At 68.7% G+C, this 24,167-nt stretch carries 26 protein-coding genes; 12 read left to right on the top strand and 14 right to left on the bottom strand.

The annotated features are described in order from the left end of the window. Positions 1–11: 11 nt before the first annotated feature. Together G3T36_RS19165 and G3T36_RS19160 are read right to left on the bottom strand one after the other, a co-directional pair. Positions 12–1,040 (bottom strand): adenosine deaminase, encoded by a 1,029-nt coding sequence (locus G3T36_RS19165; RefSeq protein ID WP_163291483.1) that lies wholly within the window; start codon positions 1,038–1,040, stop codon positions 12–14. A 125-nt stretch (positions 1,041–1,165) separates the two neighbouring features. Then, positions 1,166–2,299: a lactonase family protein gene (locus G3T36_RS19160; RefSeq protein ID WP_163291482.1), complete on the bottom strand. Its 1,134-nt coding sequence runs from the start codon at positions 2,297–2,299 to the stop codon at positions 1,166–1,168. 136 nt (positions 2,300–2,435) lie between these two features. Between G3T36_RS19160 and G3T36_RS19155 the strand changes: the two genes are divergently transcribed. Beyond that, the gene (locus tag G3T36_RS19155; protein WP_163291481.1) at positions 2,436–3,101 is read left to right on the top strand and encodes a sigma-70 family RNA polymerase sigma factor; all 666 of its coding nucleotides are present in this window, start codon (positions 2,436–2,438) and stop codon (positions 3,099–3,101) included. Next, on the top strand, positions 3,098–3,310 hold the full coding sequence (locus tag G3T36_RS19150; RefSeq protein WP_163291480.1) for a hypothetical protein: 213 nt from the start codon (positions 3,098–3,100) through the stop codon (positions 3,308–3,310). Before G3T36_RS19155 ends, G3T36_RS19150 begins: the two co-directional genes overlap by 4 nt. 3 nt (positions 3,311–3,313) lie before the next feature. Here G3T36_RS19150 and G3T36_RS19145 read toward each other — a convergent pair whose 3' ends face one another. After that, positions 3,314–4,072 (bottom strand): GntR family transcriptional regulator, encoded by a 759-nt coding sequence (locus tag G3T36_RS19145; protein WP_163291479.1) that lies wholly within the window; start codon positions 4,070–4,072, stop codon positions 3,314–3,316. Positions 4,073–4,119: 47 nt separating this feature from the next. On the opposite strand from G3T36_RS19145, the gene G3T36_RS19140 reads away from it, so the two are divergent. The 9 genes from G3T36_RS19140 to eno are packed head-to-tail and all read left to right on the top strand — an operon-like array spanning position 4,120 to position 12,608. After that, the gene (locus G3T36_RS19140; RefSeq protein WP_205245094.1) at positions 4,120–4,830 is read left to right on the top strand and encodes an RraA family protein; all 711 of its coding nucleotides are present in this window, start codon (positions 4,120–4,122) and stop codon (positions 4,828–4,830) included. 24 nt (positions 4,831–4,854) lie between these two features. Then, positions 4,855–5,733 carry an SMP-30/gluconolactonase/LRE family protein gene (locus G3T36_RS19135; protein WP_163291478.1) on the top strand — a complete coding sequence of 293 codons (879 nt, stop codon included), beginning with the start codon at positions 4,855–4,857 and terminating at the stop codon, positions 5,731–5,733. 14 nt (positions 5,734–5,747) lie between these two features. Beyond that, positions 5,748–6,716, top strand: coding sequence for a DUF4432 family protein (locus G3T36_RS19130; protein WP_163291477.1), 969 nt, complete (start codon positions 5,748–5,750; stop codon positions 6,714–6,716). A gap of 42 nt (positions 6,717–6,758) precedes the next feature. Beyond that, entirely contained in the window at positions 6,759–7,562 is an 804-nt protein-coding gene (locus G3T36_RS19125) for an SDR family NAD(P)-dependent oxidoreductase (protein WP_163291476.1), read from the top strand. Between the two features lie 43 nt (positions 7,563–7,605). Beyond that, positions 7,606–8,673, top strand: a complete 1,068-nt coding sequence (locus tag G3T36_RS19120) for a mannonate dehydratase (protein ID WP_163291475.1) — start codon at positions 7,606–7,608, stop codon at positions 8,671–8,673. Next, entirely contained in the window at positions 8,670–9,428 is a 759-nt protein-coding gene (locus tag G3T36_RS19115; protein WP_338031653.1) for an SDR family NAD(P)-dependent oxidoreductase, read from the top strand. Before G3T36_RS19120 ends, G3T36_RS19115 begins: the two co-directional genes overlap by 4 nt. Positions 9,429–9,445: 17 nt before the next feature. After that, positions 9,446–10,336, top strand: a complete 891-nt coding sequence (locus tag G3T36_RS19110) for a fumarylacetoacetate hydrolase family protein (protein ID WP_163291474.1) — start codon at positions 9,446–9,448, stop codon at positions 10,334–10,336. A gap of 2 nt (positions 10,337–10,338) precedes the next feature. Then, positions 10,339–11,346, top strand: a complete 1,008-nt coding sequence (locus G3T36_RS19105; protein ID WP_163291473.1) for a phosphotransferase family protein — start codon at positions 10,339–10,341, stop codon at positions 11,344–11,346. After that, on the top strand, positions 11,343–12,608 hold the full coding sequence (gene eno, locus G3T36_RS19100) for a phosphopyruvate hydratase (protein ID WP_163291472.1): 1,266 nt from the start codon (positions 11,343–11,345) through the stop codon (positions 12,606–12,608). The genes G3T36_RS19105 and eno overlap by 4 nt, the downstream gene beginning before the upstream one ends. A gap of 27 nt (positions 12,609–12,635) precedes the next feature. On the opposite strand, the gene G3T36_RS19095 is transcribed toward eno, so the two are convergent. The 10 genes from G3T36_RS19095 to G3T36_RS19050 all read right to left on the bottom strand — a co-directional run bounded on the left by G3T36_RS19095 (position 12,636) and on the right by G3T36_RS19050 (position 22,433). Next, positions 12,636–13,850 carry an acetyl-CoA C-acetyltransferase gene (locus G3T36_RS19095; RefSeq protein ID WP_163291471.1) on the bottom strand — a complete coding sequence of 405 codons (1,215 nt, stop codon included), beginning with the start codon at positions 13,848–13,850 and terminating at the stop codon, positions 12,636–12,638. Then, on the bottom strand, positions 13,843–14,496 hold the full coding sequence (locus tag G3T36_RS19090; protein WP_163291470.1) for a CoA transferase subunit B: 654 nt from the start codon (positions 14,494–14,496) through the stop codon (positions 13,843–13,845). The genes G3T36_RS19095 and G3T36_RS19090 overlap by 8 nt, the downstream gene beginning before the upstream one ends. Position 14,497: 1 nt before the next feature. Further along, entirely contained in the window at positions 14,498–15,280 is a 783-nt protein-coding gene (locus G3T36_RS19085) for a CoA transferase subunit A (RefSeq protein ID WP_163291469.1), read from the bottom strand. Further along, entirely contained in the window at positions 15,273–16,493 is a 1,221-nt protein-coding gene (gene pcaDC / locus G3T36_RS20200; RefSeq protein WP_338031652.1) for a bifunctional 3-oxoadipate enol-lactonase/4-carboxymuconolactone decarboxylase PcaDC, read from the bottom strand. Before pcaDC ends, G3T36_RS19085 begins: the two co-directional genes overlap by 8 nt. Then, a complete protein-coding gene (locus tag G3T36_RS19075) occupies positions 16,490–17,629 on the bottom strand; it encodes a lyase family protein (RefSeq protein ID WP_163291468.1) in 1,140 nt (379 codons plus the stop codon). The genes pcaDC and G3T36_RS19075 overlap by 4 nt, the downstream gene beginning before the upstream one ends. After that, positions 17,622–18,206 carry a protocatechuate 3,4-dioxygenase subunit alpha gene (gene pcaG / locus G3T36_RS19070; RefSeq protein ID WP_163291467.1) on the bottom strand — a complete coding sequence of 195 codons (585 nt, stop codon included), beginning with the start codon at positions 18,204–18,206 and terminating at the stop codon, positions 17,622–17,624. Before pcaG ends, G3T36_RS19075 begins: the two co-directional genes overlap by 8 nt. After that, on the bottom strand, positions 18,199–18,963 hold the full coding sequence (gene pcaH / locus G3T36_RS19065) for a protocatechuate 3,4-dioxygenase subunit beta (RefSeq protein ID WP_338031651.1): 765 nt from the start codon (positions 18,961–18,963) through the stop codon (positions 18,199–18,201). The genes pcaG and pcaH overlap by 8 nt, the downstream gene beginning before the upstream one ends. A gap of 13 nt (positions 18,964–18,976) precedes the next feature. Next, positions 18,977–20,146 (bottom strand): 4-hydroxybenzoate 3-monooxygenase, encoded by a 1,170-nt coding sequence (locus tag G3T36_RS19060; RefSeq protein WP_163291465.1) that lies wholly within the window; start codon positions 20,144–20,146, stop codon positions 18,977–18,979. A 92-nt stretch (positions 20,147–20,238) separates the two neighbouring features. Continuing rightward, on the bottom strand, positions 20,239–20,994 hold the full coding sequence (locus G3T36_RS19055) for an IclR family transcriptional regulator (protein WP_163291464.1): 756 nt from the start codon (positions 20,992–20,994) through the stop codon (positions 20,239–20,241). A gap of 110 nt (positions 20,995–21,104) precedes the next feature. Continuing rightward, positions 21,105–22,433 (bottom strand): MFS transporter, encoded by a 1,329-nt coding sequence (locus tag G3T36_RS19050; RefSeq protein ID WP_163291463.1) that lies wholly within the window; start codon positions 22,431–22,433, stop codon positions 21,105–21,107. A 118-nt stretch (positions 22,434–22,551) separates the two neighbouring features. Here G3T36_RS19050 and G3T36_RS19045 point away from each other — a divergent pair, with 118 nt between their 5' ends. Beyond that, positions 22,552–23,001, top strand: coding sequence for an iron chaperone (locus tag G3T36_RS19045; RefSeq protein WP_163291462.1), 450 nt, complete (start codon positions 22,552–22,554; stop codon positions 22,999–23,001). Between the two features lie 365 nt (positions 23,002–23,366). Here G3T36_RS19045 and G3T36_RS19040 read toward each other — a convergent pair whose 3' ends face one another. After that, entirely contained in the window at positions 23,367–23,627 is a 261-nt protein-coding gene (locus G3T36_RS19040) for a hypothetical protein (RefSeq protein ID WP_163291461.1), read from the bottom strand. Positions 23,628–24,167: the final 540 nt, after the last annotated feature.

Here is a 24,167-nt window from a genome sequence, read left to right as displayed (position 1 = left end):
CCGGCGCGCGCTCAGGTGAGGGGAACGCCCGCTCGGGCCGCCCATCCGTCGATCTCGTGCAGCAGCGCGACCTTGCGGTCGAGCGGAGCGAACGCGGACTCCACCGAGTTCTGGGCAATCCGCATCATGTCGAGGTCGGTGAGCTCGAGCGCATCCTGGACCGCGACGAAATTGTCGCCGATGTAGCCGCCGAAATAGGCGGGGTCGTCGGAGTTGACGGTGACCCGCACGCCCGCATCCATCAAGGACCGAAGCGGATGCGCGGTCAGGTCGGGCACGGCGCGCAGCCGCACATTCGACAGCGGGCACACGGTAAGAGCGGTCTCCTCATGCGCGAGCCGCCCCACGAGCGCGGGGTCCTCCACAGCGCGGATGCCGTGGTCGATTCGCTCCGCCTCCAGCAGGTCGAGAGCTTCGCCGATGTACGAGGCCGGCCCTTCCTCGCCGGCGTGGGCGACGGCATGCAGACCGGCGGCTCGCGCCCGCCCGAAGACGTCGGCGAACAGCGACGGCGGATACCCGACCTCCGCCGAATCGAGGCCGACGCCGATCAGGGTGTCGACGCGCGCGAGCGCAGTCGTGAGGATCTGTTCCGCCTCGACGACCGGCCGGTCTCGGAGGAAGCACAGGATGAGCCCGCCCGACACGTCCTGGTCGCGGGCCGCCTCGGCGAGCGCCGCACCGATCCCGTCGACTACCGCCTCGAACGGCACTCCGCGGGAGACATGCGCCTGCGGGTCGAAGAAGATCTCGGCGTGCCGCACGCCCTGTGCGGTCGCGCGCCGGAGATAGCGGCGGGTCAGCTCGGCGAAATCGTCCTCGGTGCGGAGCACCGTCATCGTGGCGTAGTACAGATCGAGGAACGACTGCAGGTCGGTGAACGAATACCGCGACGCGAGCTGGTCGACAGACTCGTAGGGCAGCCGGATGCGGTTACGGTCGGCGAGCTCGAATGCGAGCTCAGGCTCGAGCGTGCCCTCGATGTGCAGGTGGAGTTCGGCCTTCGGAAGGGTGAAGAGGTCGCTCGTCGCGTCGGTCATGGCATGATCCTCCCACCGCGGCGTCACCGGGCACAGGGGGTTGCGCACACGTCGAGAGGTGCGAAAAGTGGTCTCGACAACGCGCATCCGCCACTTCTCGCACCTCTCGTGATGCATCCGCCGGGTTACGGAGCTGCGATGCCCTCTCCGCCTGTGGCGCCGGGGACGACGACCGAGCCGACCGCGGTCAGGCTGCCACCTGCCCCGACACGGAACGCGTCGACGATGCCGGCCTTCCCGGCCTGGACGTAGAGGAACCCGCCGTCTGCGGTCGCGGCGGCATCCACGGTCCCCGCATCGGTGGCGGTGTTGCCCAGTGCCGCGAGCGCACCGCTGCCGGTGTCGCTGTAACCGGAGACGCTTCCGCTGCCGGCGTTCGACGCGAAGAAGGATGCGCCCGCCCCCGCGATCCAGCAGGTCGCCGCCTGGCCTGTGGCTGCCTGGGCGATCAGCCCGAGCGTGCCGTCGGAGTGGATGCTGAACGTCGCGACCGAGTTCGTTCCGGCCTCGGCGACCACCAGGTTTCCGCCGGCGTCGAACGTCACGGCGAACGGGACCGCTCCCGGCTCCACGTTCTTCACGGGCTGTGCGGTGAGCGCGCCGAGGCGGTTCACCCCGTAGACATCGATCGCGCTGCCGTTGCCTTTCGTCGTGACGACGAGCTTCGATCCGTCAGGTGTGAACGCGACCTGCCCGGGAGTACTGGTGAATTCGGGCGTGAGGTTCGCATCCAGCCCCAGAGCGCGGTTCCAGGACGGAACCCGCACCAGGAAATCGCCCACCCGCAGATAGCCCTGGACGGTGCCTCCGTTTCGCGCGTTCAGCACGTAGACCAGCGAACCGTGCGTCGTGACGCTGACAGGAAAGGCGCCACCCGAACCGAGAGTCTCGAGGCGGATGAGCCTGTCACCGCGGATGAGGAAGACGGTCACCGTGTTGCTTCCGGCGTTCACCGCGTACAACAGCCCTCGATCGGAGACGAGCGACCCCTGGGAGGCGAGGTGATCGACGACAGATCCCGCGAGCGCACCGCCGAGACCCCCTGTCGGGTAGGTGCCCGCCTGGTGCAGTGATCCGTCGGGTGCACGGTCGTAGGCGACGACTGCATTGCCGCCGAGACCGTCGGTCTGCACGAAGACGGCCGGAGTGGAATGACCGAACCCGGCCGGCGGCGTCGAGGCCAGTGCAGGGGTGGCGAAGAGCGCGGTCGCGGCGACGGCCGCCACTCCCGCAAGAGCAAGACGAACTGCGGTTCTCATGATTCTCCTTCGTTTCTTCGATGGGTGGTGCTTCCCCGCGTTAGTGACGGCCGTGCGCGGATGCTTACGCATCGGGTCGGGCGCGCCCAGCGAAATCTCAGGTTCAGGCTCGGTCGCGACCCGTAGCATCGAGCACATGGACGCCCCCGATGCGACGCCGCGGTGGCGCCCGTCGCCGGAGGCCGAAGCGGAGACCGCCGAGTGGCGACGCACTCTCACCGCGGGCGGGTCGATCCAGAAGGACGCGACCGCGCGACTGTATGAGCTGCTGCTGCGCGTCTCACACGGCGAAGTACAACGCCGGGCGGCGGCGATCCGGGTCACGGGTCCCGAACTCGACGACCTCGCACACCAGGCGGCAGGGGATGCGGTGATCGCCGTCATCCGCAGGCTCCACGAATTCCGTGGCGAGAGCCGGTTCACGACCTGGGCGTGCAAATTCGCGATGTTCGAGGTCTCGACGAAGGTGGGTCGCCATTTCTGGCAGCATCCCACCGTGCCGCTCGACGGGCCCGACTGGGATCGTCTGCCCGACCGGCTCGGGATCTCGCCCGAAGACGCCTCGCAGGACGCCGAGCTCCTCGCGGCGGTGCGGGTCGCGGTGGAATCGCAGCTCACGCGGCGTCAGCGGATGGTCTTCCTCGCCATCGTCGTCGACGGCATCCCGATCGATGCACTGGCGCTCCGCCTGAAGACCACACGTGGCGCCCTTTACAAGACGCTGTTCGATGCGCGACGAAAGTTGCGGGTCTACCTTGTCACTAACGGTTACCTGGATGCGGACGGGAGGGAGAGCCGATGAGCGCACGCTCCAGCCTTGCTGCCTTCCTTCGCACCGAGCCCGACGACGCCGGCTGCGACAAGACGATGTCGCTGATGCACGTCTACGTCGAACTCATCCTCGCCGGAGTGGACGCCGCGCGCCGATACCCGGCCATCGCTGCGCACCTGAAGGGCTGCGAGGGCTGCCGCGACGACTTCGAGGGGCTGCTGGCGGCGCTGTCGTCGTGACTCTCAGGCGGTGAAATAGCTCTCGTGCTCTTTTCGTAACTCCTCGGTGTCGCCGAGGATGCGGTAGGAGTGCTGATGGATGACGGCGACGCCTGCCGCTTCGTCGCGATCGTCGAGAGCATCGACGATCCGCTGGTGCTCGCTGACGACCTCCGGGTTGTCGATAGCCACCGCGAGATTCAGGTACCGCAGCCGGTCCAGCTGAAGCTTGGCACCGTGCACGAGGCCCCAGACCTCGGGAACGCCGGCCAGTGCGAACACGAGCTGGTGCAGGCGATCGTCGGTTTCGATGAACGCCTCGAGGTCGTTGTCGAGTGCAGCTTTCCGGTTGCGCTCGACGATGGTGCGTAGCTCCCGTGTGTCGAGTTCCTTCGTGCTGACCGCATCCTGGAAGGCGGACGTCTCCAATGCCTTCCTGATGAACACCGCATCGCGTACCGCTCGCATCGAGATCGGCGCCACCTGCGTGCCCACTTGTGGCACGACAGTGACGAGTCCCTGATCCGCCAGCCGGGTTATCGCCTCGCGCGCCGGAGCGCGGCTGACCTGGAGCCAGGCGGCCACGGCCGGTTCGGACAAGGCTGCGCCCGGCGGCAGGCGGAGGCTTCGAATCGCATCGCTGAGTTCCTGGTAGACCCAGTCGGACCGCCGACCACGCAGAGGCGGTGGGGCGGTAGGGCTCAACTCGCCGAACACCTCGAACGGTCGACCCCTCGTCTGCACGCGGGCACCGGGATCACCCGACAGCGACTCGGCCGACATGGCGACTCCTCTCACGACAACACTTGCAAACAAGTATACAAGTCCATATGATCGTCGCAATCGTCACCTCGAAACCGGACAGGAACAGATACCCGATGACCCAGGGCTCGGACGCCGAACGCTTCGCGCTGATCAACGAGAAGCTCTACACCGCAGTGCTCGGCGACATCCTCGACCAGCTCGGGTTCTACCACCAGTTCCTCCCCCCGGAGATCCGTCCGCTGCTTCCGGGCATGCGGGTCGCCGGCCGGGCGATGCCTGTCCTCGTCGCGGATGTCTTCGGACCGCAGACCAAACCGTTCGGCTACCTCACCGAGGCGCTGGACGCACTCCAGCCCGGCGAGGTCTACCTCGCACGCGGCGGGGCCCAGGAGGCGGCCATGTGGGGCGAGATCCTCACGGCCACGGCGCAGATGCGCGGCGCGACGGGAGCCGTGGTCCACGGGTTCCACCGCGACACCGCGAAGGTCCTCGGCCAGGGCTTCCCCGTCTTCAGCACGGGCACCTACGCGCAGGATTCGAGCGCCAGAACGATCGTGCGTGACTACGGCGTGGGGATCGAGGTGGGCGGTGTCTCGGTGACGCCCGGCGATCTCGTGGTCGGCGACATCGATGGTGTGCTCGTCATCCCACGTGCCGTGGAGGACGAGGTGCTCGCGCGAGCTCTGGAGAAGGCCAGTGCTGAGAACGTCGTCCGCGCGGCGATCGAGAACGGGATGAGCGCAACCGAGGCCTTCCGCGCCTACGGGGTGCTCTAGCCAGGGCGACGAAAGGGAACGACAATGACGTCAGTGACGGAATACGACGAACCGCAGGTGGTCATCCGCGCCCGCTCCGAGGTGGGGGAAGGCCCGGTCTTCGACCACCGTACGGGTCGGCTGGTGTGGGTGGACATCACCCGCGGCGGTCTTTTCGAAACGGATCTCGCGAGCGGCGACCAGCGCTCGGTGACGCTCGCCACCATGCTCGGCGCAGCCGTTCCGCGGCAGAGCGCCCCGGGGTTCGCTGTCGCCGTCTCCGACGGGTATGGCTTCGTCGTCGACGGTGAGCTCGCGCTGGTGGCGCCCGACTTCGTGTCGCCCGAGCTGCGCAGCAACGACGCCAAATGCGACTCGCGGGGACGCCTCTGGGCGGGCACCAACCACATGGAGTTCGTTCCAGGCCAGGGCGCGTTGCGAGTGTGGGACGGCGGCTCGGCCTCGCGGGTCGTGCACGAGGGCCTCACCCTGCCGAACGGGCTCGGCTGGAACGCCGACGACACCGAGTTCTACCTCGTCGACTCGATGACGCGCCGGCTCATGGTCGCCCCCTTCGACGCAGACCGCGGTGAGATCGGCGAGCTCGAGGTGCTGCTCGCCTTCGACGAAGAGGATGGCCTGCCTGACGGGCTCGCCGTCGACCAGGAAGGCGGCATCTGGATCGCGATGTGGGGCGGCGCGCAGGTCGTACGCGTCGATCGTCGCGGGCAGGTCATCGGCCGCGTTCCGATGCCGGTGACGCAGCCTTCCTCATGCGCTTTCGGGGCGGACGACACCCTCTACATCACGAGCGCCGCGTCCGGCCTCGATGCCGACAAGCTGATCGCCCAGCCCGATGCCGGCTCCGTGTTCGCCGTCGCGACGGGCTCCCGCGGCGTCCCGATCACGGCGTTCGCCGGTTAGCCGGAATCGTGGTCATGTCAGTCATCCCCCAGCACGCGATCACCCTCCGGAGCCCGCTGCTCACCGTCGTGCTCGATCCGCGACGCGGCGCCGAGGTCTTCTCGGTGGTCGAGAACACCTCGGGCTCCGAAGTGATGTGGTCGACACCGTCGCGCGACCGCGCCGAGCAGGTGCTCGCCGGAGCGCCGTACGTGAGCGCCGATTCGTTCGCGAACTTCTTCGCCGGGTATCGCGGCGGCTGGCAGACGCTCTCGCCGAACGCCGGGGCGCCGCGAACGGTCCACGGTGCTGCTGTCGGCTTCCACGGTGAGGTGGCCGTGTCCGCGTGGACGGTCGTCGATGCGCGCGACAACGTCGTCATCCTTCGTCTTGAACTGCTGTCGCTGCCCGTATGCATCGAACGCGAGGTCCGGCTGCATCAGGGAACACTTCAGGTGCAGGACCGCCTGACCAACCTCAGCGCCCAGGCGCTCGAGTTCGACTACGTGCAGCATCCGGCGTTCGGCGCCGACCTGCTCTCCGACGAGTGCCGGATCGAAACCGGGGCACGGAGGTTCACAGCCGACCCGGAGACGGACGGAACGGTTGCAGCCGGTGAGAGTTTCGGCTGGCCGAACGCCACGACAGTGGCCGGCGACCCCCTCGATCTCACACTGCTTCCCGCGCCGGGCACCGCGCAGCTGGTGTTCGGCTGGCTCTCCGACTTCGAGCGCCCGTGGTACCGCGTGACCAATACGCGCACCGGACTCACCGTCGAGGTCGAGTGGGACGCGGACCAGCTGCCGTACGCCTGGTTCTGGCAGGAGCTGAACTACAGCGCAGACTTTCCGTGGTTCCGCCGTGCCCGCGTGATCGCCATCGAACCCGCGAGCACGCCGACGTCGGGACCGGACAGGCGGAGCGTCCTCGCTCTGGATGCGGAACAGTCGACGACGATCCGGACGATGCTGACCGTATCCCGCTCCCCGGCGTCGGCCGGCTGAGTTCGACGCAGCACGAACACACGTAACGAGAGGAAGACGAAGATGGCAGAGCACGACGGCAAGGTCGCCCTGGTGACGGGCGGCTCGCAGGGCATCGGAAAGGGCATCTGCCTGGCCTTCGCACGGCAGGGCGCCTCGGTCGTCGTTCACGGACTGACGCAGGATGCCGCCGACGAGACGGTCGCGGAGATCGAGGCTGCGGGCGGCCGCGCCGTCGCGACCATCGGACCGATCGACGACATCGAGACGAGCGAGCGGGCCGTGGGTCTCGCGCTGAGCGAGTTCGGTCGGCTCGACCACCTCGCGACCTCCGCAGGCATCCAGCGGTACGGCGATGTGGTCGAGACGTCGCCCGCTCTCTGGGACGAAGTGTTCGACGTCAATGTGAAAGGCGTCTACCTGGCGGCCCATGTCGCGCTGCCGGCCATCCGTTCGACCGGGAACGGCAGCGTTGCCGTGATCTCGTCGGTGCAGGGCGTCGCCAACCAGAATCTCGTCGCGGCCTACGTCGCCAGCAAGGGCGCCCTGAATGCGCTGTGCCGGGCGATGGCGGTCGACGAAGCTCAGTACGGCGTGCGGGTGAACAGCGTGCTCCCCGGCTCCGTCGACACACCGATGCTGCGCACTTCTGCTTCGGAGTTCTCGGACGGCACACCCGCGGGCATCGAATCGGTCCTCGCGACGTGGGGCAGCGCGCATCCGCTCGGCCGCATCGCACGACCGGGTGAGATCGGCGAGGTCGTCTCCTTCCTCGCCAGCGACCGCGCGAGTTTCATCACGGGCGCGCAGATCACCGTCGACGGCGGCCTGCTCTGCCGCATCGCCGCGCCACTCCCCGACGCCTGAGCCGACCCGCACCACACCGCGACTTCACAGATAAGGACAGGACATGACCTCGATACAACTCAGTGAGATGCTGCCGCCGCGACCGGAGGCATCCTGGAAACTCATCAAGCAGTGCGGCGTCGACACCATCGTCGCGCTCCTCAACGGCGCCGAGCAGGACCAGCGGATGTTCGCATCCGTCGGCGCCAGAGGGTTCGGTGACATCGACGCGGACGAGGTGCCGTGGGGTAAGAAGGCGCTGAAACACAACAGCGAACTCTTCTCCGACCACGGCTTCACCGTCGTCGGCTTCGAGGACAGCGCGCCGATGGACAAGGCGCGGCTCGGTCTTCCCGGCCGCGACGAAGAGATCGACAACGTCATCACCCAGGTGAAGGCGATGGGCGAGCTGGGCGTCACCACCCTCTGCTACAACTGGATGGCCCTCTCCAGCTGGGGCCGCACCGACACCGCGATCCCCACGCGCGGGGGCGCCCTCGTCACCGGGTTCTCGCTCGCCGAGTCGGAGAAGAAGCCGCCCCTCGTCCAGCCCGGCGAGGTCACCGAAGAGCAGCTGTGGTCTGCACTCGAATACTTCCTGAAGGCCGTGGTCCCGGTAGCCGAGGAGGCGGGCGTGCGTCTGGGCCTGCATCCGGATGACCCGCCCCGCCCGTGGGACCGGAACCTTCCGCGCATCATGAGCTCGGTCGCCGCCTACCGCCGGATGCTCGAAATCGTGCCCTCCGAGAACTCCGGGATCACCTTCTGCCAGGGCAACTTCGCCCTCATGCGCGAAGTGATCGACGGCGAGACGGACCTGCCGGCCCTGATCCGGGAGTTCGGCTCGGAGCGCATCCCCTTCGTGCATTTCCGCGACGTGAAGGGCACCGTCGAGAAGTTCCAGGAGACCTTCCACGACGCGGGGCAGACCGACCTCCCCGAGTGCATGCGTGCGTACCACGAGATCGGATTCGAGGGCCCCATGCGGCCAGACCACGTTCCGACGCTCGACGGCGAGTCGAACCAGCGCCCGGGCTACGAGACGCTGGGGCGCTTGTTCGCGATCGGCTACATCCGCGGCCTGGAGCAGGCCGCGTACGGACACCCCGCAGCAAAGGAGAACATCGCGTGAGCGCTCAGGTACGGCCCTTCCCCATCGACGACTTCCGTGGTCGGCGTGCCATCGTCACCGGCGCCGGCTCCGGCATCGGACTCGAACTCGTGCGCGGACTTCTCGCCCGCGGCGCCGAGGTGGTGGGCATCGATCTCGCGACCGACAGGATCCCCGACGGCGCCATGCGCCTGAGCGCAGACATCTCCCAGGTGGACCAGGTCGACGAGGCAGTGCGGGCTGCGCTCGCGGGCGGCCCGGTCGACACCCTGTTCAACAATGCGGGGATCGGCTCGACGAAGAACCTCATCGACTGCGAGCCGGAGGAATGGGATCGGGTCTTCAGCGTGAACGTGCGCGGAACGTACCTGATGAGCAGGGCCGTCATCCCGCAGATGCTCGAGGCGGGCAGCGGCGTGATCGTCAACACGGCCTCTGTCGCCGGCTCGATCGGACTCCCGGACCGGGCCGCGTACTGCGCGAGCAAGGGCGCCGTCATCGCGTTGACGAAGCAGATCGCCGTCCAGTGGGCGAAGGCGGGCATCCGCTGCAACTGCATCTGCCCCGGAACAGTGGACTCGCCGTGGGTCGGCCGTCTCCTGAGCGAGGCGAGCGACCCCGTCGCCCACCGGGAGCAGCTGATCGCGCGCCAGCCTCTCGGACGCCTCGGCACTCCGAGTGAGGTGGCCGATGCCGCCCTGTATCTCGCGAGCGACGCAGCGTCGTTCATCACCGGTTCGGAACTCATCATCGACGGCGGCATCACCGCCGCCTGAAGGCACGGAAGAAGCAGATGAAGATTGCAAACATCGGCGGCCGCGCCGTCCTCGTCGGCGACACGAGCGTGCTCGACGTCCATGCGGCGAGTGACGGCGCGTTCGGGCCCGACGTGCAAGAGGTCTACGAGCGCTGGGATGCGTTCCGCGCCTGGGCAGACGGCGTCACGATTACGCGCGGGTCGCCCGGCGAGTCCGCGCTCCCCGCGCCGACCGAGTTCGATGCGGTCGTGCCACGCCCGCGCCAGGTCTTCGCGGTCGGTCTCAACTACCGCGCGCATGCGCTCGAAAGCGGACTGGAGCTGCCGGATGCGCCACTCGTCTTCACGAAATTCCCCGCCAGCATCGCCGCGCCGGTCGGGATTCTCGAGCTCCCGACCGACCAGGTCGACTGGGAGGTCGAGCTCACCGTCGTGATCGGACGCGAGGCCCGGCGCGTCACGCCGGCAGCGGCGTGGGATCACGTCGCCGGCCTGACCGCTGCGCAGGACTATTCGGCGAGAGATGTGCAGCTGGCCGGCGGATCCGCCCCTCAGTTCAGTGTCGGCAAGTCGTTCGCCGGCTTCCTTCCGCTGGGGCCCGTGCTCACCACCCCTGACGAGTATCCGGACCGGGACGACATCGAACTCTCGTGCCGGGTCAATGGGGAGACCGTGCAGTCGAGTACCACCGCGGACCTGATCTTCCCGGTTCCCGAGCTGGTGTCGTACCTGTCGCACGTGCTCACGTTGTACCCGGGCGACCTGATCCTCACCGGCACGCCGTCCGGAGTGGGCCTCGGGATGAAGCCGCCGCGCTATCTGCGGCCAGGCGACGTGGTCGACACGGTCGTCGCCGGTGTGGGATCCCTGCAGCAGCACTGTGTCGCCCCCGAGGTCGCCTTCCACGCGGCACTGCAGCAGGCGTGACCATGATGCAGGCTACGCGCGCGGTGCCGGCCGAGCTGGCCGATTTCCTCCGGCGGAACGGACTGCTTCCGGGACCCGGCGCCCCGGAGGGGCTCCCCCTGACCGGCGGGGTCTCGTCGGAGATCTGGCTGGTCCGGTCGGGGGAAGCCGAGCTCGTCGTCAAGCAGCCGCTGGAGGAGCTGAAGGTCGGCGACTGGCATGCCCCGCTCACCCGGAGCCGGTACGAAGCCGAATGGCTGCGCGTCGTCGGCGATCTCGTCCCCGGAGCGTGTCCGCGCATTCTTGCGAGCGACCCGCAGGAGAACCTCCTGGCCATGGAATACCTCGAGCCGGAGGACTATCCGGTATGGAAGTCCGAACTCTTCGCCGGACGCATCGATCCGGACGTTGCGACCGGGGTAGGCGACCGACTCGGCCGGATCCATCGGATGAGCGCTGCCCGTCCCGACCTCGCACAGGACTTCGACACGAGCGACCTGTTCGCCGCACTGCGGATACAACCGTATCTGGAGCACACCGGCGCCCGGCATCCTGAACTGGCTCCCGCCCTCGAGCGGATCGCGGCGAGGACGTTGAGTACCCGGCTCGCTCTCGTGCACGGCGACGTGAGCCCGAAGAACATCCTCGTCGGGCCGGACGGCCCGGTGTTCCTCGACGCCGAGTGCGCGTGGTGGGGCGACCCGGCCTTCGATCTCGCCTTCTGCCTCAACCACCTGCTGCTGAAATACCTGGTACTCGACACGCACCGGCCTGCGGTCGAGGCCTCCTACGGCGCTCTGATCGCTTCGTACCTGCCGCATGTGGAATGGGAATCGCGCGACCTCCTGCTCAGCCGCACGGCAGAGCTGCTGCCTGCACTCCTCCTGGCCCGCGTCGATGGGCGCTCGCCGGCCGAGTACCTCACCCCCGCCCATCACGATGCCGTGCGAGCGTTCGCGACCCCGAACATCCATACTCCGCTCCGCGACCCGCGCACTGTCTTCAGCGCCTGGAAGGATGCCCTCTCATGAGCCAGCCGATCAGCGAGCTCCGCGCACGACGCGTCTGGGATTCGCGCGGCCGCCCGACCGTGGAGGTAGAGATCTTCACGGCGGGTGGCGTCCGCGGGCGGGCGATCGCTCCCGCCGGCGCGTCCCGGGGTTCGGCCGAAGCCAGTGACCTGCGCGACGGCGGCACCCGACTGGGAGGGATGAATGTCGGCGACGCCATCGAACGCGTCCGCACGGTGATCGCGCCCGCGCTGACCGGTGTCGATGTCAGCGCACAGGAGGAGATCGATTCGATCATCGACCAGCTGGACCCGAGCCCGACACGTTCATACCTGGGCGGGAATGCGACGGTCGCAACCTCGCTGGCGACCCTGCACACGGCGGCCGCGGTCGCCGGCGAGCCGCTCTGGCGGTATCTGGATACCGACGTCCGATCCCTTCCGCGCCCTGAGGTGCAGATCATCGGCGGCGGCGCTCACGCTGCCCGGCGCGTCGACCTGCAGGATTTCATGGTCGTGCCGCTGACGGCGGCGTCGATCGCCGATGCGCTCTGCCAGGTGGCCGAGGTCTATCGCTGCACCGGCGAATTGTTCGCGGCGCGTGGTCCGGTGCTCGGCGTGGCCGACGAGGGCGGCCACTGGCCCGCTGTCGCCCGCAACGAGGAGGCCCTCGCGCTGCTGACGGATGGCATCGTCCGAGCGGGTCTTCGACCGGGCATCGACATGGCGATCTCCCTCGACGTCGCCGCGAGCGAGTTCGAAGCGGGCGGCAACTACACCCTCTCGTCGGAGGGGCGGACGTACGCCGCCGACGAGTGGGTGGGCGTCATCGATTCGTGGCTGCGCGACTATCCCATCGTCGCGATCGAGGACCCGGCCGGCGAGCACGACCCGGACGGGATGCGCACCGCGACCGCCGTTCTGGGCGAGCGTTCTCTCATCGTCGGCGACGACTACATCGTCACGAGTCCGGAACGGATCACCGCTGCCGCTGCCGACGGGGCCTGCAACACGGCGCTGATCAAAGTCAACCAGGCGGGCACGGTCAGCCGCGCCGCGCAAGCTCACGCGGCCGCGCGCGCGGTGGGCTGGGGCACGATCGTCTCGGCGCGTTCGGGTGAGAGCGAAGACGTGTCGGTCGCACACCTGTCGGTGGGCTGGGGTGCGGACCTCGTCAAGGTGGGCTCGATCACCCGCGGCGAGCGGACCGCCAAATGGAACGAGCTGATCCGCATCGACGAGGAGCTCGGGGGCGTGCCGCTGCGTCCGTTCCCGCTCCGGTAACAGGCTTCGAGGGGTGCGGGCGGGCGCTCAGACGCGCTCTAATACGGCCGCGAGCGCCTGGCCTCCGCCGATGCACATCGTCTCGACGGCGAGGGTTCCATCAAGGGCGGGCAGCTCGCTGGCGAGCGTCGCGAGCATGCGCAGCCCGGTGGCTCCGATCGGATGACCGATCGAGATGCCGCTGCCACGGGGGTTGAGCCGCGGGTCCTCCGCGTCGATGCCCCAGTCGGCGAGGCAGGCGAGCACCTGCACGGCGAACGCTTCGTTCAGTTCGATCACGTCGACGTCGGCCCAGCCGACGCTCGCGCGTTCGAGCGCGAGGTTCGCGGCGGGCACAGGAGCGATGCCGAAGACTCGCGGATCCACACCGGCCACCGCCCACGACCGCAGCCGCAGTGCCGGAGTGAGGCCGAGTGCTGCCGCGCGCTCGGGCGTGGTCACGACGCAGGCAGCGGCCGCGTCGTTCTGGCCGCTCGAGTTTCCGGCGGTCACTGTCGCATCCGGGTCGACTCGCTGAAGCACCGGCCGAAGCGCCGCGAGCGCCTCCAGCGAGGTGTCGGCACGCGGATGCTCGTCCCGGTCGACCACGGCGACGCCGCGTCGTCCCGGCACGTCCACCGGCACCAGCTCGGCGTCGAACGCGCCGGACTCCTGCGCGGCGACCGCGCGCTGATGCGAGCGGAGGGAGAGCGCATCCTGCGCTTCCCTGGTGATGCCGTACTCCCGGCGCAGCGTCTCGGCCGTACCGACGTTGCCGTCGGGCGTGGGATAGTCGCGGCCACCGACGGTCTCGCGACCCCGCGCCAGCGCGTCGTGCAGGAACAACCCACCGGCCGGAACACCCCGGCGGCCCTGCTCGGTGTAGAGGGGCGCGTTCGACATCGACTCGGCGCCGACGGCGACGACCACGTCACTGACTCCGGTCTGCACCTCCATCGCCGCGTTGACCACGGCCTGCAGGCCTGAGCCGCAGCGCCGGTCGAGCTGGTACCCGACGGTCGTCACCGGGAAGCCGGCGTTGAGGGCCGCGACGCGACCGAAGGCGGGCGCCTCCATCGTCGGGTAGCCCTGCGAGCCGATCACGCCATCCACCGCTGCCGGATCGAGCCCGCTACGCGCGATGAGCGCTCGAAGCACGGTCTCGGCCAGCTGCAGCGCATGGAGAGGCGCGAGCACACCACCTATCCGGCCGACCGGTGTGCGCAGCGGGGAGCAGATGACGACGTCGCGAAGCTCAGGCATCCGCAGCCTCCATCAGTGCGATCGCCAGCGGCGCACCGGTCGCAGCGACGACCTCGTCGACGGTCACCCCGGGGGCGAGTTCTCGAAGCACCAGGCCGTCGCCCGTCACATCGATGACAGCGAGATCGGTGATGACGCGGTCGACGCAGGCTCGTCCGGTGAGGGGAAGCGTGCATTGCTGGATGAGTTTCGCCGAGCCGTCCTTCGCGACATGCTCCATCACGACGATCACGCGCTCGGCGCCGTTCACCAGATCCATCGCGCCGCCCATCCCCTTCACCATCTTTCCGGGCACTGCCCAGTTGGCGATGTCCCCGGCGGCGGAGACCTGCATCGCCCCGAGCACAGCGGTGGCGATGCGTCCACCCCGGATCATCCCGAAACTCGCAGCCGAGTCGAAATAGCTCGCGCCGGGGAGCACTGTCACGGTCTCTTTGCCCGCATTGATCAGTTTGGGGTCCTCTTCGCCTTCCCAGGGGTATGGGCCGACCCCGAGGATCCCGTTCTCGGAGTGCAGCACCACGTGCACGCCGTCGGGAAGGTGGTTCGGGATGAGCGTGGGAAGCCCGATGCCGAGGTTCACGTAGTCGCCGTCGGTCAGTTCGCGGGCGGCTCGAGCGGCCATCTCGTCGCGGGTGCGTGCCATGTCAGCGTCCCTCCGGTCGCGGGCGGACCGTGACCTTTTCGATGGGCAGGTCGGAGGACTCGTCGGCCGTCAGCTCGACGACCCGGTCCACGTAGATTCCGGGCAGATGGATGTCGTCCGGGCCGAGCTCGCCGGGCTCGACGAGCCGGTCCACTTCGGCGATCGTGACGCGCCCCGCCATTCCCGCCAAAGGGTTGAAGTTGCGTGCCGACTTCTCGAACCGGAGATTTCCGTGGCGGTCGCCCACTGCCGCGCGTACGAGGCCGAAGTCGGTGCTGATGGCTGTCTCCAGCACGTACTCCTTGCTGCGGCCGAAGATGTCGAAGGGCCGCAGCTCCTTGGGGCTGCTCTGTTCGGCGACCGATCCGTCGGGGGCGTAGCGGATGGGCATCCCGCCGTCTGAGACGGCAGTGCCCGCACCGGTCGCGGTGTAGAAAGCGGGGATGCCGACACCGCCTGCGCGCAGTCGCTCGGCGAGTGTTCCCTGCGGGGTGAGCTCGACTTCGACCTCGCCGCCCAGGTACTGCCGCGCGAACTCCTTGTTCTCGCCGATGTAGCTGGCGATCACCCGGCGGATGCGCCCCGCCGACAACAATTCGCCGAGGCCCCAGCCGTCGACACCGCAATTGTTGCTGACGACCTCGAGCCGGTCCACGCCCCGCGCGAGCAGAGCCCGGATCAGCACGATCGGAACGCCGGACAGGCCAAACCCTCCGACGGCGAGCGACGCTCCGGAAGGAATGTCGGCGACCGCTTCGGCGGCGCTCGCGTACGTCTTATCCATCGTTCTCCTCGATGTCGCCGGCTGACCGGTCAGTGGGTTCGGAGCTCTGCTCGGCGAACACCTCGCGCATCGCGGCAAGCGCGGCGTTCGCCGCAGGCAGGCCCGCGTAGAGCGCAGTGTGGTGGATGACTTCGGCGATCTCGGTACGCGTCAGCCCGTTGCGGAGGGCCGCTCGCACGTGCATCCGCAGTTCGTTCTCGTGACCGCCGGTGACGAGGCTGGCGAGGGTCGCGATCGAGCGCTGGGCCCGCGTGAGTTGCGGCCGCGCCCAGACCTCGCCCCACGCATATCGCGTGATGAAGTCCTGGAAGTCGGCGGTCTCGGGCGTGATGGCGGCGGTCGCGCGATCGACATGCTCGTCGCCGAGAACCGCCCGGCGCACCGTCATCCCGCGCTCGAAACGGTCACCGGGCTCCAGGGCTGTGTCCTCCAGGAGCGTGGCCAGCAGGGCTGCGGTCCGTGCCGGGTCCTCGAGTGGCACGAGGTGGGATGCGCCCGGCAACTCGACGAAGCGTGCGTTCGGCAGGCGTTCGGCCAGCTGCCGCATCGACTCGGGCGTGCACACCGGGTCATGCGCCCCCGCCACGATCAGCGCGGGCGCGCGCACTCCGCCGAGCGCCGTCGTCCGGTCGAATGAGCCGAGCGCCTCGCAGCAGCGCGCGTAGGATTCGTCGTCGACGTCCACCAGCGTGCTGAGTGCGGCGGGGCCGGGGCCGTCGGGATGCGCATTCAGGTAGCCGGGGGCGAACCAGCGCTGGGCGCTTCCGGCGACGACGGATGCCGTGCCGGAGGCACGGACCTGGGCGGCGCGCTGGGCCCACGAGTCGGGGGTGGCGATGCGGGCGCCGGAGCAGAGCATCCCGAACCCGAGCACGCGGTCCGAGGCTGAAATGGCGAGCTCGAGGGCGACCGCGCCTCCCAGCGAGTCCCCTGCGACGCGGAATGCGCCGCCGCCGATGTCGTCGACGAGTCTCAGGACTCCGGCAGCCAGGTCGGCGACCGTGAACGGCTCTCGGGCGGCCGGCGAGGCGCCGTGACCCGGAAGGTCGACACGGAGGATGCGCGGAGCGTCAGGCGAGGCGGAGAGCCGGGAGACCACGTCGCTCCAGAGGTCGGCTGTTGTGCCGAGGGAGGGAAGCAGGACGAGCAGCGGGCTCGCCGCTGCCGTCGGTGCCGCGGAGGACATGAATCCGCGGAGGGTGGGAACCGTCATCGGGGGATCCCCGCTTCGGGTGCGAGCGCGGCGAACCGGGCGCGTGACGCGTCCACGACGGCACTGGCTGCGGCGATCGCGGTCACGGCCCCGGTCGCCGCCGGCGGATCGACCACCAGATGGGCTGCGGCGTTGGCGAGCACGGCCGCGCTCTCCGCAGCGAGACGGAGCAGACCGCGCCATGCCTGCCACTCCGCATGCCATTCGCCCGCTGGGCGGGCATCGGAACTGAGCGCCGCCGCGTGCAAGGTCGCGACCAGGCCACCCGCTCGAAGGCCGTTCGCAGTGAGGATGACCGCATCGACCGGATTGTGCTTGTGCGGCATCGCGGACGACCCGCCGCCCTGGTCGGGCTGCAGGATGCCGTCCCGGGCGCCGAGGGCGAGGGCACGGCCCACGCGTCCTGCGCTCACACACACGAGTGCGGCCACCCCGGCGACGGCGAGCACGGGCGAGCGGTCGGTGTGCCAGGCCCGCCCGGGATCTGCGAGGTGGAGGTGACGTGCGACGGATGCGCGGAGTGCGGCAGGCGCATCCGCACGGCCCGAGAGGCGTGCGAAGGCCTCGCCCGTGCCGACCGCTCCCCCGAGCTGCACGGGAAACGCCGCAGCGTCGAGGGCCTCGACCGACGACGACACGGCGTCGAGCCACACCGCGATGGCGGCGCCGAGGGTGGTGGGCTCTGCCTCCTGCGTGAGCGTGCGCGCGACGTACGGTGTCGCGCTCTCACGGCGGGCGAGGGCCGCGAACGCGTTGCCCGCCGCGAGGAGCTCGCCGCGGGCTGCGGCCAGGACGTCGCGCGAGACGAGCATGAGCGCCGAGTCGAGGATGTCCTGGCTCGTCGCGCCACGATGAACCTCGTCAGCGCGGTCGCCCGCCTGCGCCCGAAGCTGTTCGACCAGTGAGATGACCGGCACACCGTCTCTGCGGAGTCCTGCGACAAGAGCCCCCCGGTCGAGTGCCGATGCGTCGAGCAGTGCCGCCAGCGCTTCGCCGTTGCGTCCGTCCAGATCCGCCCACGCGAGCACAAGCGCACGTTCGACGGCGACGAGCGCACTCAGCACCGCGTCGTCGCCGGCAGCCGATCCAGCTTCCCCCGCCGGCTCGAGAAGTCCCCAATCGAAGGCGTCAGCCACGGCCATCCCCCCGGAAGTCGAGGAAGACGGTCTCCGCCTCCCCCTGGAGGTGGATGTCGAACCGGTAGCTTCGCTCGGCGTCGGGAACCGCGACGAGCGTCCCCCGCCGGGCTTCATCGACGCCGGCGAGGAAGGGGTCCGCCTCGTTGCGGTCGGACTCGTCGCCGAAGTACGCCCGCGTGAAGAGGTGGTGCAGGAGCCCGCGCGCGAACACCGTCACGAGCAGGTAGGGGGCCGCGCCGGCACGGGTCGGTCCGGGCTTGACGGTGGTGAACGAATACGCTCCTGCGCGGTCGGTCGGTGCACGCCCGAACCCGGTTACCGTGTAGCCGTCGCGGTGGATGCTGCCGACCCTCGCGATCGGGACGCCGGAGCTGTCGGCGCCCCAGACCTCGAGCAGTGCATCCGGAACCGGCTCGCCGGCCCCGTCGGAGACGACGCCGTGGAGGCGGATGGAGTCGGCCTGCCACGGCGCTGCGACCTGCGGTCCGCCGTCGTACGGCAGCGCGAACCCGTAGAAGGGCCCGATCGTCTGCGACGGGGTCTGCGGGTATGCGTGCTCATTCGTTTCAGACATGCTCGCCTTCCTCCGGCTCCATCCAGGTCGCCTTGTTTCCGGTGAGCACGATGTCCCACCGGTAGCCGAGAGCCCATTCGGGCACGCTCAGATCGTGATCGTACTCGGCGATGAGCCGGTCGCGGGCTGCTGGGTCGACGATCGACTGATAGATCGGGTCGAGAGCGAAGAGCGGGTCGCTCGGAAAGTACATCTGGGTGATCAGGCGCTGCGTGAACTGCGTACCGAACAAGGAGAAATGGATGTGCGCCGGCCGCCACGCGTTCCGGTGGTTGCGCCACGGATACGGGCCGGGCTTGATCGTGACGAACCGGTAGGAGCCGTCGTCTTCGGTGATCGCGCGCCCGACGCCGCTGAAGTTGGGGTCGAGCGGAGCCGGATGCTGGTCGCGCTTGTGAACGTAGCGTCCGCCTGCGTTGGCCTGCCAGATCTCGATCAGCTGTCCGCGCACCGGGCGCCCTTCGCCGTCGAGGACGCGCCCCGTGACGACGATGCGTTCGCCGAGCGGTTCGCCGCTGTGCTGGCTGGTGAGGTCGTTCTCGAGGACTCCGACATCCGAGTGCCCGAAGGTGGGTGAGACGAGCTCGATCTCTTCGGGATCGGCGCGAACGAGCTCGTGGGTCGGATGCCGCAGTAGGGAGCTACGGTACGGAGCGAAGTCACGGAGCGCCTGCTCCGGCAGGCGACCTGCCTCGGCCGCTGCAGCATGGCCTTCAGCGATCTCGCGGCTGATCTCGTTTTGGGTGGGTTCGGTCATCTGTGGTGCATCCTCAGAACGGGAGTCCGGCATATTGTTCGGCGAGCGCCGCCTCGGCATGGCGGGACGCGGTGGTGTATTCGAGCCGGCCGACCTGACTGCGGTAGCGGAATGCGGCTTCGGACGGCGCCAGCCGGCGATCGACGTGGAGTAACTCGGTCATCCACTGCGAGAACTGCTGCACCTTCCACTGGCGTGCAAGTGCGGAGCCGCTGTACACGCGCAGTTGCGACTCGTCGCCGCCCTGCTGCGCGATGAGCGCGCGGCCGAGCAGCGCCACATCGCCGATGGCGGAGTTGAGGCCCTTCGCGCCGGTGGGTGGGACGATGTGGCCCGCGTCACCGGCAAGGAACAGGCGACCGTGCTCCAGGGTGGAGGCGACGAAGCTGCGCATCGGCGTGATCGACTTCTCGGTGATGGGCCCCTGCTGGAGCGTCCAGCCAGGGACTCCGAGCCGCTCCTGGAGCGCATCCCAGATGCGGTCGTCCGGCCAGGCGTCGATCGACTCGTCGGGGTCGACCTGGAGATACAGGCGCGAGACCTCGACCGACCGCATGGAGTGCATCGCGAAACCGTCGGGATGCAGGGCGTAGATGAGGTCGTCGGTCGACGGAGCGACGTCGGCGAGTATGCCGAGCCAGGCATACGGGTAGCTGCGCTCGTACGCTGAGACACCGGGGATGGCCGGCCGGCACACGCCGTGGTACCCGTCGGCGCCCACGATGAAGTCGGCGTGGATGCGGAGCTCCTCGCCGGCGTGGATGGCCGTGACGTACGGATCGTTCGAATCGATGGCGTGCGGGAGCACCGCATCCACCTCGAACCGCACGTCGGAGCCGAACCGGTCGTGCTCGGCGAGAAGGTGGTGCACGAGCGCCTGCTGACCATAGATGGTCACGGTGCGACCCACGAGCTCGAGGAAGTCGACGTGGTGGCGCCTGCTCTCGTACTGCAGGTAGATGCCGTGGTGGGTGAGCCCGCGCTCCCGGAGGTCGGCGTCGAGGTCGAGGTCGCGCAGGATGTCGACGGAGCCCTGCTCGAGAACCCCGGCCCGGATGCGCCCCAGCACGTATTCGCGTGACTTCTGTTCGAGGATCACGAAGTCGATGCCGGCGCGGCGGAGGATGTGGCCGAGCAGGAGCCCTGCGGGACCGGCTCCGATGATGGCGACCTGCGTTCGCACGGGTCCCGCCTTTCGCGTCGATGGGAAGGTTTACCCATCGTGGTCGCTCGTCGTCGCTCTGGGGTACGGATTTCCACTGAGTGGAAAGCGAATCAGCGACGGATGCTGAGGGCTCCCGAGATGCCGCGCGCCGCCATCCGCACGCCGAGCGGGAACTGCGGCTCATCCCTCCGCTCGACATGCGCGATGATCGAGACGGCCGCGACCACGTCACCCGCACTATCGCGCACCGGGGCTGCGACGGAGAAGGCGCCGCGGGTCAACTCCTCCACCGACCGGGAGATGCCGGTCGAGCGGATGTCCGCGAGCCGCGATCGCAACTCGGCCTCACCCGTCAACGTGTTGGGGAGGAACTTCCGCGGAGGACCGGCAAGAACCTCCGCGAACACTTCCGGCGGCGCGTAGGCGAGGAGGACGAGACCGACACCGGTCGCATGGAGCGGCAGGCGTGATCCGACATCGCTAATCACCCTCACCGCACCAGGCCCGGAGAAGCGCTCCAGGTAGACGACGCCGAGCCCGTCGCGCACCGCGAGGTGGACGTGCTCGCCCGTGGCCTCGAGGAGGTCCTCGAGGTAAGGGCGCGCGACCTCACGGAGTCGCCGTGCCGTGGGCTGCCGCACGCCCAGCCGCCACAACTTCATGCCGACCCGGTAGCGGCCGTCGTCGCCGCGCACGAGCCCGCCCCAGGAGACCCATTCGGCGAGCAGGCGATGGGCGGTCGACGTCGGCAGGTTCGCGCGGCGGGCGACCTCGCTGAGCGTCAGCTCGCCCCCGCGCTCGAACGCGTCGGCGATGGCGAAGACGCGCTCCGCGACACTGCGCTCGTCGCCTGCACCACCGGCCATGCCGCCAGCCTAAGGTCTCGCCGTCGATGCGAGCCCTCGAGTCGTCACCAACTCCCCCTAACCGTCGCGTTTGAGGGGAGAGCGTGACGACTCGATGAGGACTGGCGCGCTCAGGCGGCGGCGGTCGGGCGGCGCGACCAGAGCACCACAGGGATCAGGAGAATCGAGAGGATGCCGCCGGCGAGCGACAGCAGCGCATAGCTGGTGCTCGCCATCACCACTCCGGAGAGCGCTCCTCCCGCCGAACCCGTGAGAGCGATCAGCACGTCGATCGAGCCCTGCGTCTTCGCGCGGTTCTGCGGGGTCGTCGCGTCGACGACGAGTGCCGTGCCGCTGATCAGTCCGAAATTCCAGCCCAGTCCGAGCAGAGTGAGGGCGAGCACCAGTTGAGCCAGCGAATCCGGCGGGGCGGTCGCACTGACGATCCCGGCCGCAAGGAGCGTCACGCCGGCGGCGATCGCCATGAACATCCGCCCGAGCTTGTCGACGAGCACGCCTGTGACCAACGAGGGCAGGTACATCGCGCCGATGTGGATCCCGATGACGACGCCGACCTCTGTCAGGCCATGGCCGTGGGCGCCCATGTAGACGGGCGTCATCGTCATGATGGCGACCATCGCCACCTGCGTGAGCACCATCACGGTGGCCCCGACCACCACGCCGCGATTGCGGAGCGCGGTCAGCGCGGAACCCTCGGCGGTCGCGTCGACGCCGGCGCGAGCGGATGCACCCTCGATGGCCGCCGCGAGCAGCAACGGGTCCGGGCGCAGCCAAACGAGGAGCACGACGCCGGCGATGAGGTAGGCCGCGGCCGCGAGCAGGAACGGGCCCGCGAGAGCGGGAATGCCGAGAGACGTCGCGACCCGGCCCATCGGGGTGACCAGGTTGGGTCCGGCGACAGCACCGAGGGTCGTCGAGACGAGCGCCAGGCTCACGGCGGTTCCGCGCCTGTGCGGCGGGGCCAGGTCCGTTCCGGCGTAACGCGCCTGGAGGTTGGTGGCGATGCCGGCGCCGTAGACGAAAAAGGAGATGAAGAGCAGCGGGACACTGCCGATCGTCGCCGCGGCGATCACGCCCAGCGCCCCGGCAGCGCCGGCCAGGAAGCCTGCCGTGAGACCGGACCGACGGCCCTGACGCTGCGAGACGCGGCCGACGACGAACGCGGCTGCCGCCGATCCGAGTGTGAAGAGTGCAGCAGACAAGCCTGCGAAACCGGGAGCGCCGAGCATGCTCTCGGCGAGCAGTGCGCCGACGGTGACGCCCGCTGCGAGTCCCGCTCCCCCGAACACCTGCGAGACGATGACGATGACCAGGGTGCGTCGGAAGAGTGAGCGCGTGCGCTCGGGTGACCCGGCGTAGCTTGCGACGAGGGCGGGTGGGAGCTGACGCATCGGCCGGGCGTGGTTGCGTTCAGCTCGCGGGACTGACTCGTTCCGCATCCCGTGCTCCCTTCATCCTGTGCCTGCGGACCTCGAGCACATTATGGCCCTCTCCCTAGGATGGGTGCGTCGGCAAGGTTCACGCGAAGCCAAGGTTCACGCAAATGAGGAGCGTTCGATGAGCGAGACGCCAGAGAAGTCACCAGACGTGTTCTCCGCGGAAGAACGCGCGGCGATGAAGGAGCGAGCGGCGGAGGTGCGGAAGGCTGCCCGCCGAGGCGGGAAGACCGTCCGGGAGGACGGCGAGGCCGACGTACAGGCGAAGATCGCCGAACTGGATGGGTTGGACCGCGAGCTGGCCGCTCGTGTGCACACCGTCATCCTGGAAAGCGTGCCGACGCTGACGCCCCGGCTCTGGTACGGGATGCCCGCCTACGCCAGGAAAGGCAAGACCATCTGCTTCTTCCAGCCGGCGAAGAAGTTCAAGACCCGGTATTCGACCCTTGGATTCAACGATCCGGCGAGCCTCGACGACGGGCAGATGTGGCCGGTCGCCTATGCGATCACGGAGCTGACACCCGAGGTCGAGGCGCGGATCGGCGAACTGGTGAGGCGGGCGGCAGGCTGAGCGCGCGCCGCCCGACGCGTGTCGGACTCTACACCGTACGGCTCTGGGTCGAGCGGATCCTCGATGGGATCACCCACGGTGTGATGGCGATCTTGGATCTCTTCTCCCGGTGAGCGTTCCGGACCCGGGCATCGAAGTGCGGCGACGACCCAACCTACCCGAAAGGTTCAGCCGCCGCCGCTCGGACACCCTCAGACGGCCCGACCGGCCCGCCCACGAGTTGCGCCCATGTCCGGGAATTGCCTTCGCGGGGGATCGAAAGCACGGACACTTCAGCTAACAGGGTGCGCAGAGCGAACTCAAGAGAACGTGCGTCGCTCATTTATGCGAAAGGTCACAGACTCGGCTCGGCAGCCGTTCGAGGACTATTCGCCTCGCAGGGTCTGCCTGCCCTGAGCTTCCCGGATCAAGGCCTGGGTCTCTTCAGGCGTCAGGTTGTACGAGACGCTCACCGTGATCGTGCCGCCTCGCGGGCCGTAATCGGTGAGTTCCACCGAGCGGATCAGGTGGTCTTCCCCGAAGTTCAGGTCGGGACGGGTGGCCAGGTAGGCGCGCCCCTCCTCCTCGTACATCCAGTAGCCCATCACGTAATCGTCGGCGTCAGGGTCCGGGTCGTCCGCGTACATGGTCGAACGGTACGCCCCCGCGCCTTCCGTATTCAAGAGTATTTCTCACCTTTCGGACCCCATCGGCGCTAACAGTCGAAGAGCGGCGCAACACCCACAAGACAGGTGTCTGGGGTCCGACTGTCCGGCGCGACCTGAGTCGAACGCGCTGTCGCGGCTTCAGGGAACCCGATATGCCTCAAGTCGGCGAGCACGCGGCCTCTCTCGGGACGAAAACAAAGAGCCCGGCCGATGGCCGGGCTCTTCTGAACTATGAACGATGTCGCGACTCAGGTGAGACCTATGTCCCGACTCATCACACCTACTGGCGCAACAACCAAAAAGCCCCCGGCCGATGGCCAGGGGCTTCCTAGATGAGACCTAAGTCGCGACTCAGGTGAGACCTATGTCCCGACTCATCACAAAGTGCGCCCGGAGGTGTCTGGGTTCAGGAGATAGGTCACAGTTGATAGGTCCCTGATGAGTCGGGACATCCGTCACAGTCGGGTTTATGTCTCGTGCTCGTGTCGCCGTGTTGAAGATCGTGTCCAAGCAGCTGAC

It is taken from the genome of Leifsonia tongyongensis, assembly GCF_010686705.1.
GTDB classification, from domain to species: domain Bacteria; phylum Actinomycetota; class Actinomycetes; order Actinomycetales; family Microbacteriaceae; genus Diaminobutyricibacter; species Diaminobutyricibacter tongyongensis.
This window is presented reverse-complemented; position numbering and strand designations above follow the sequence as displayed.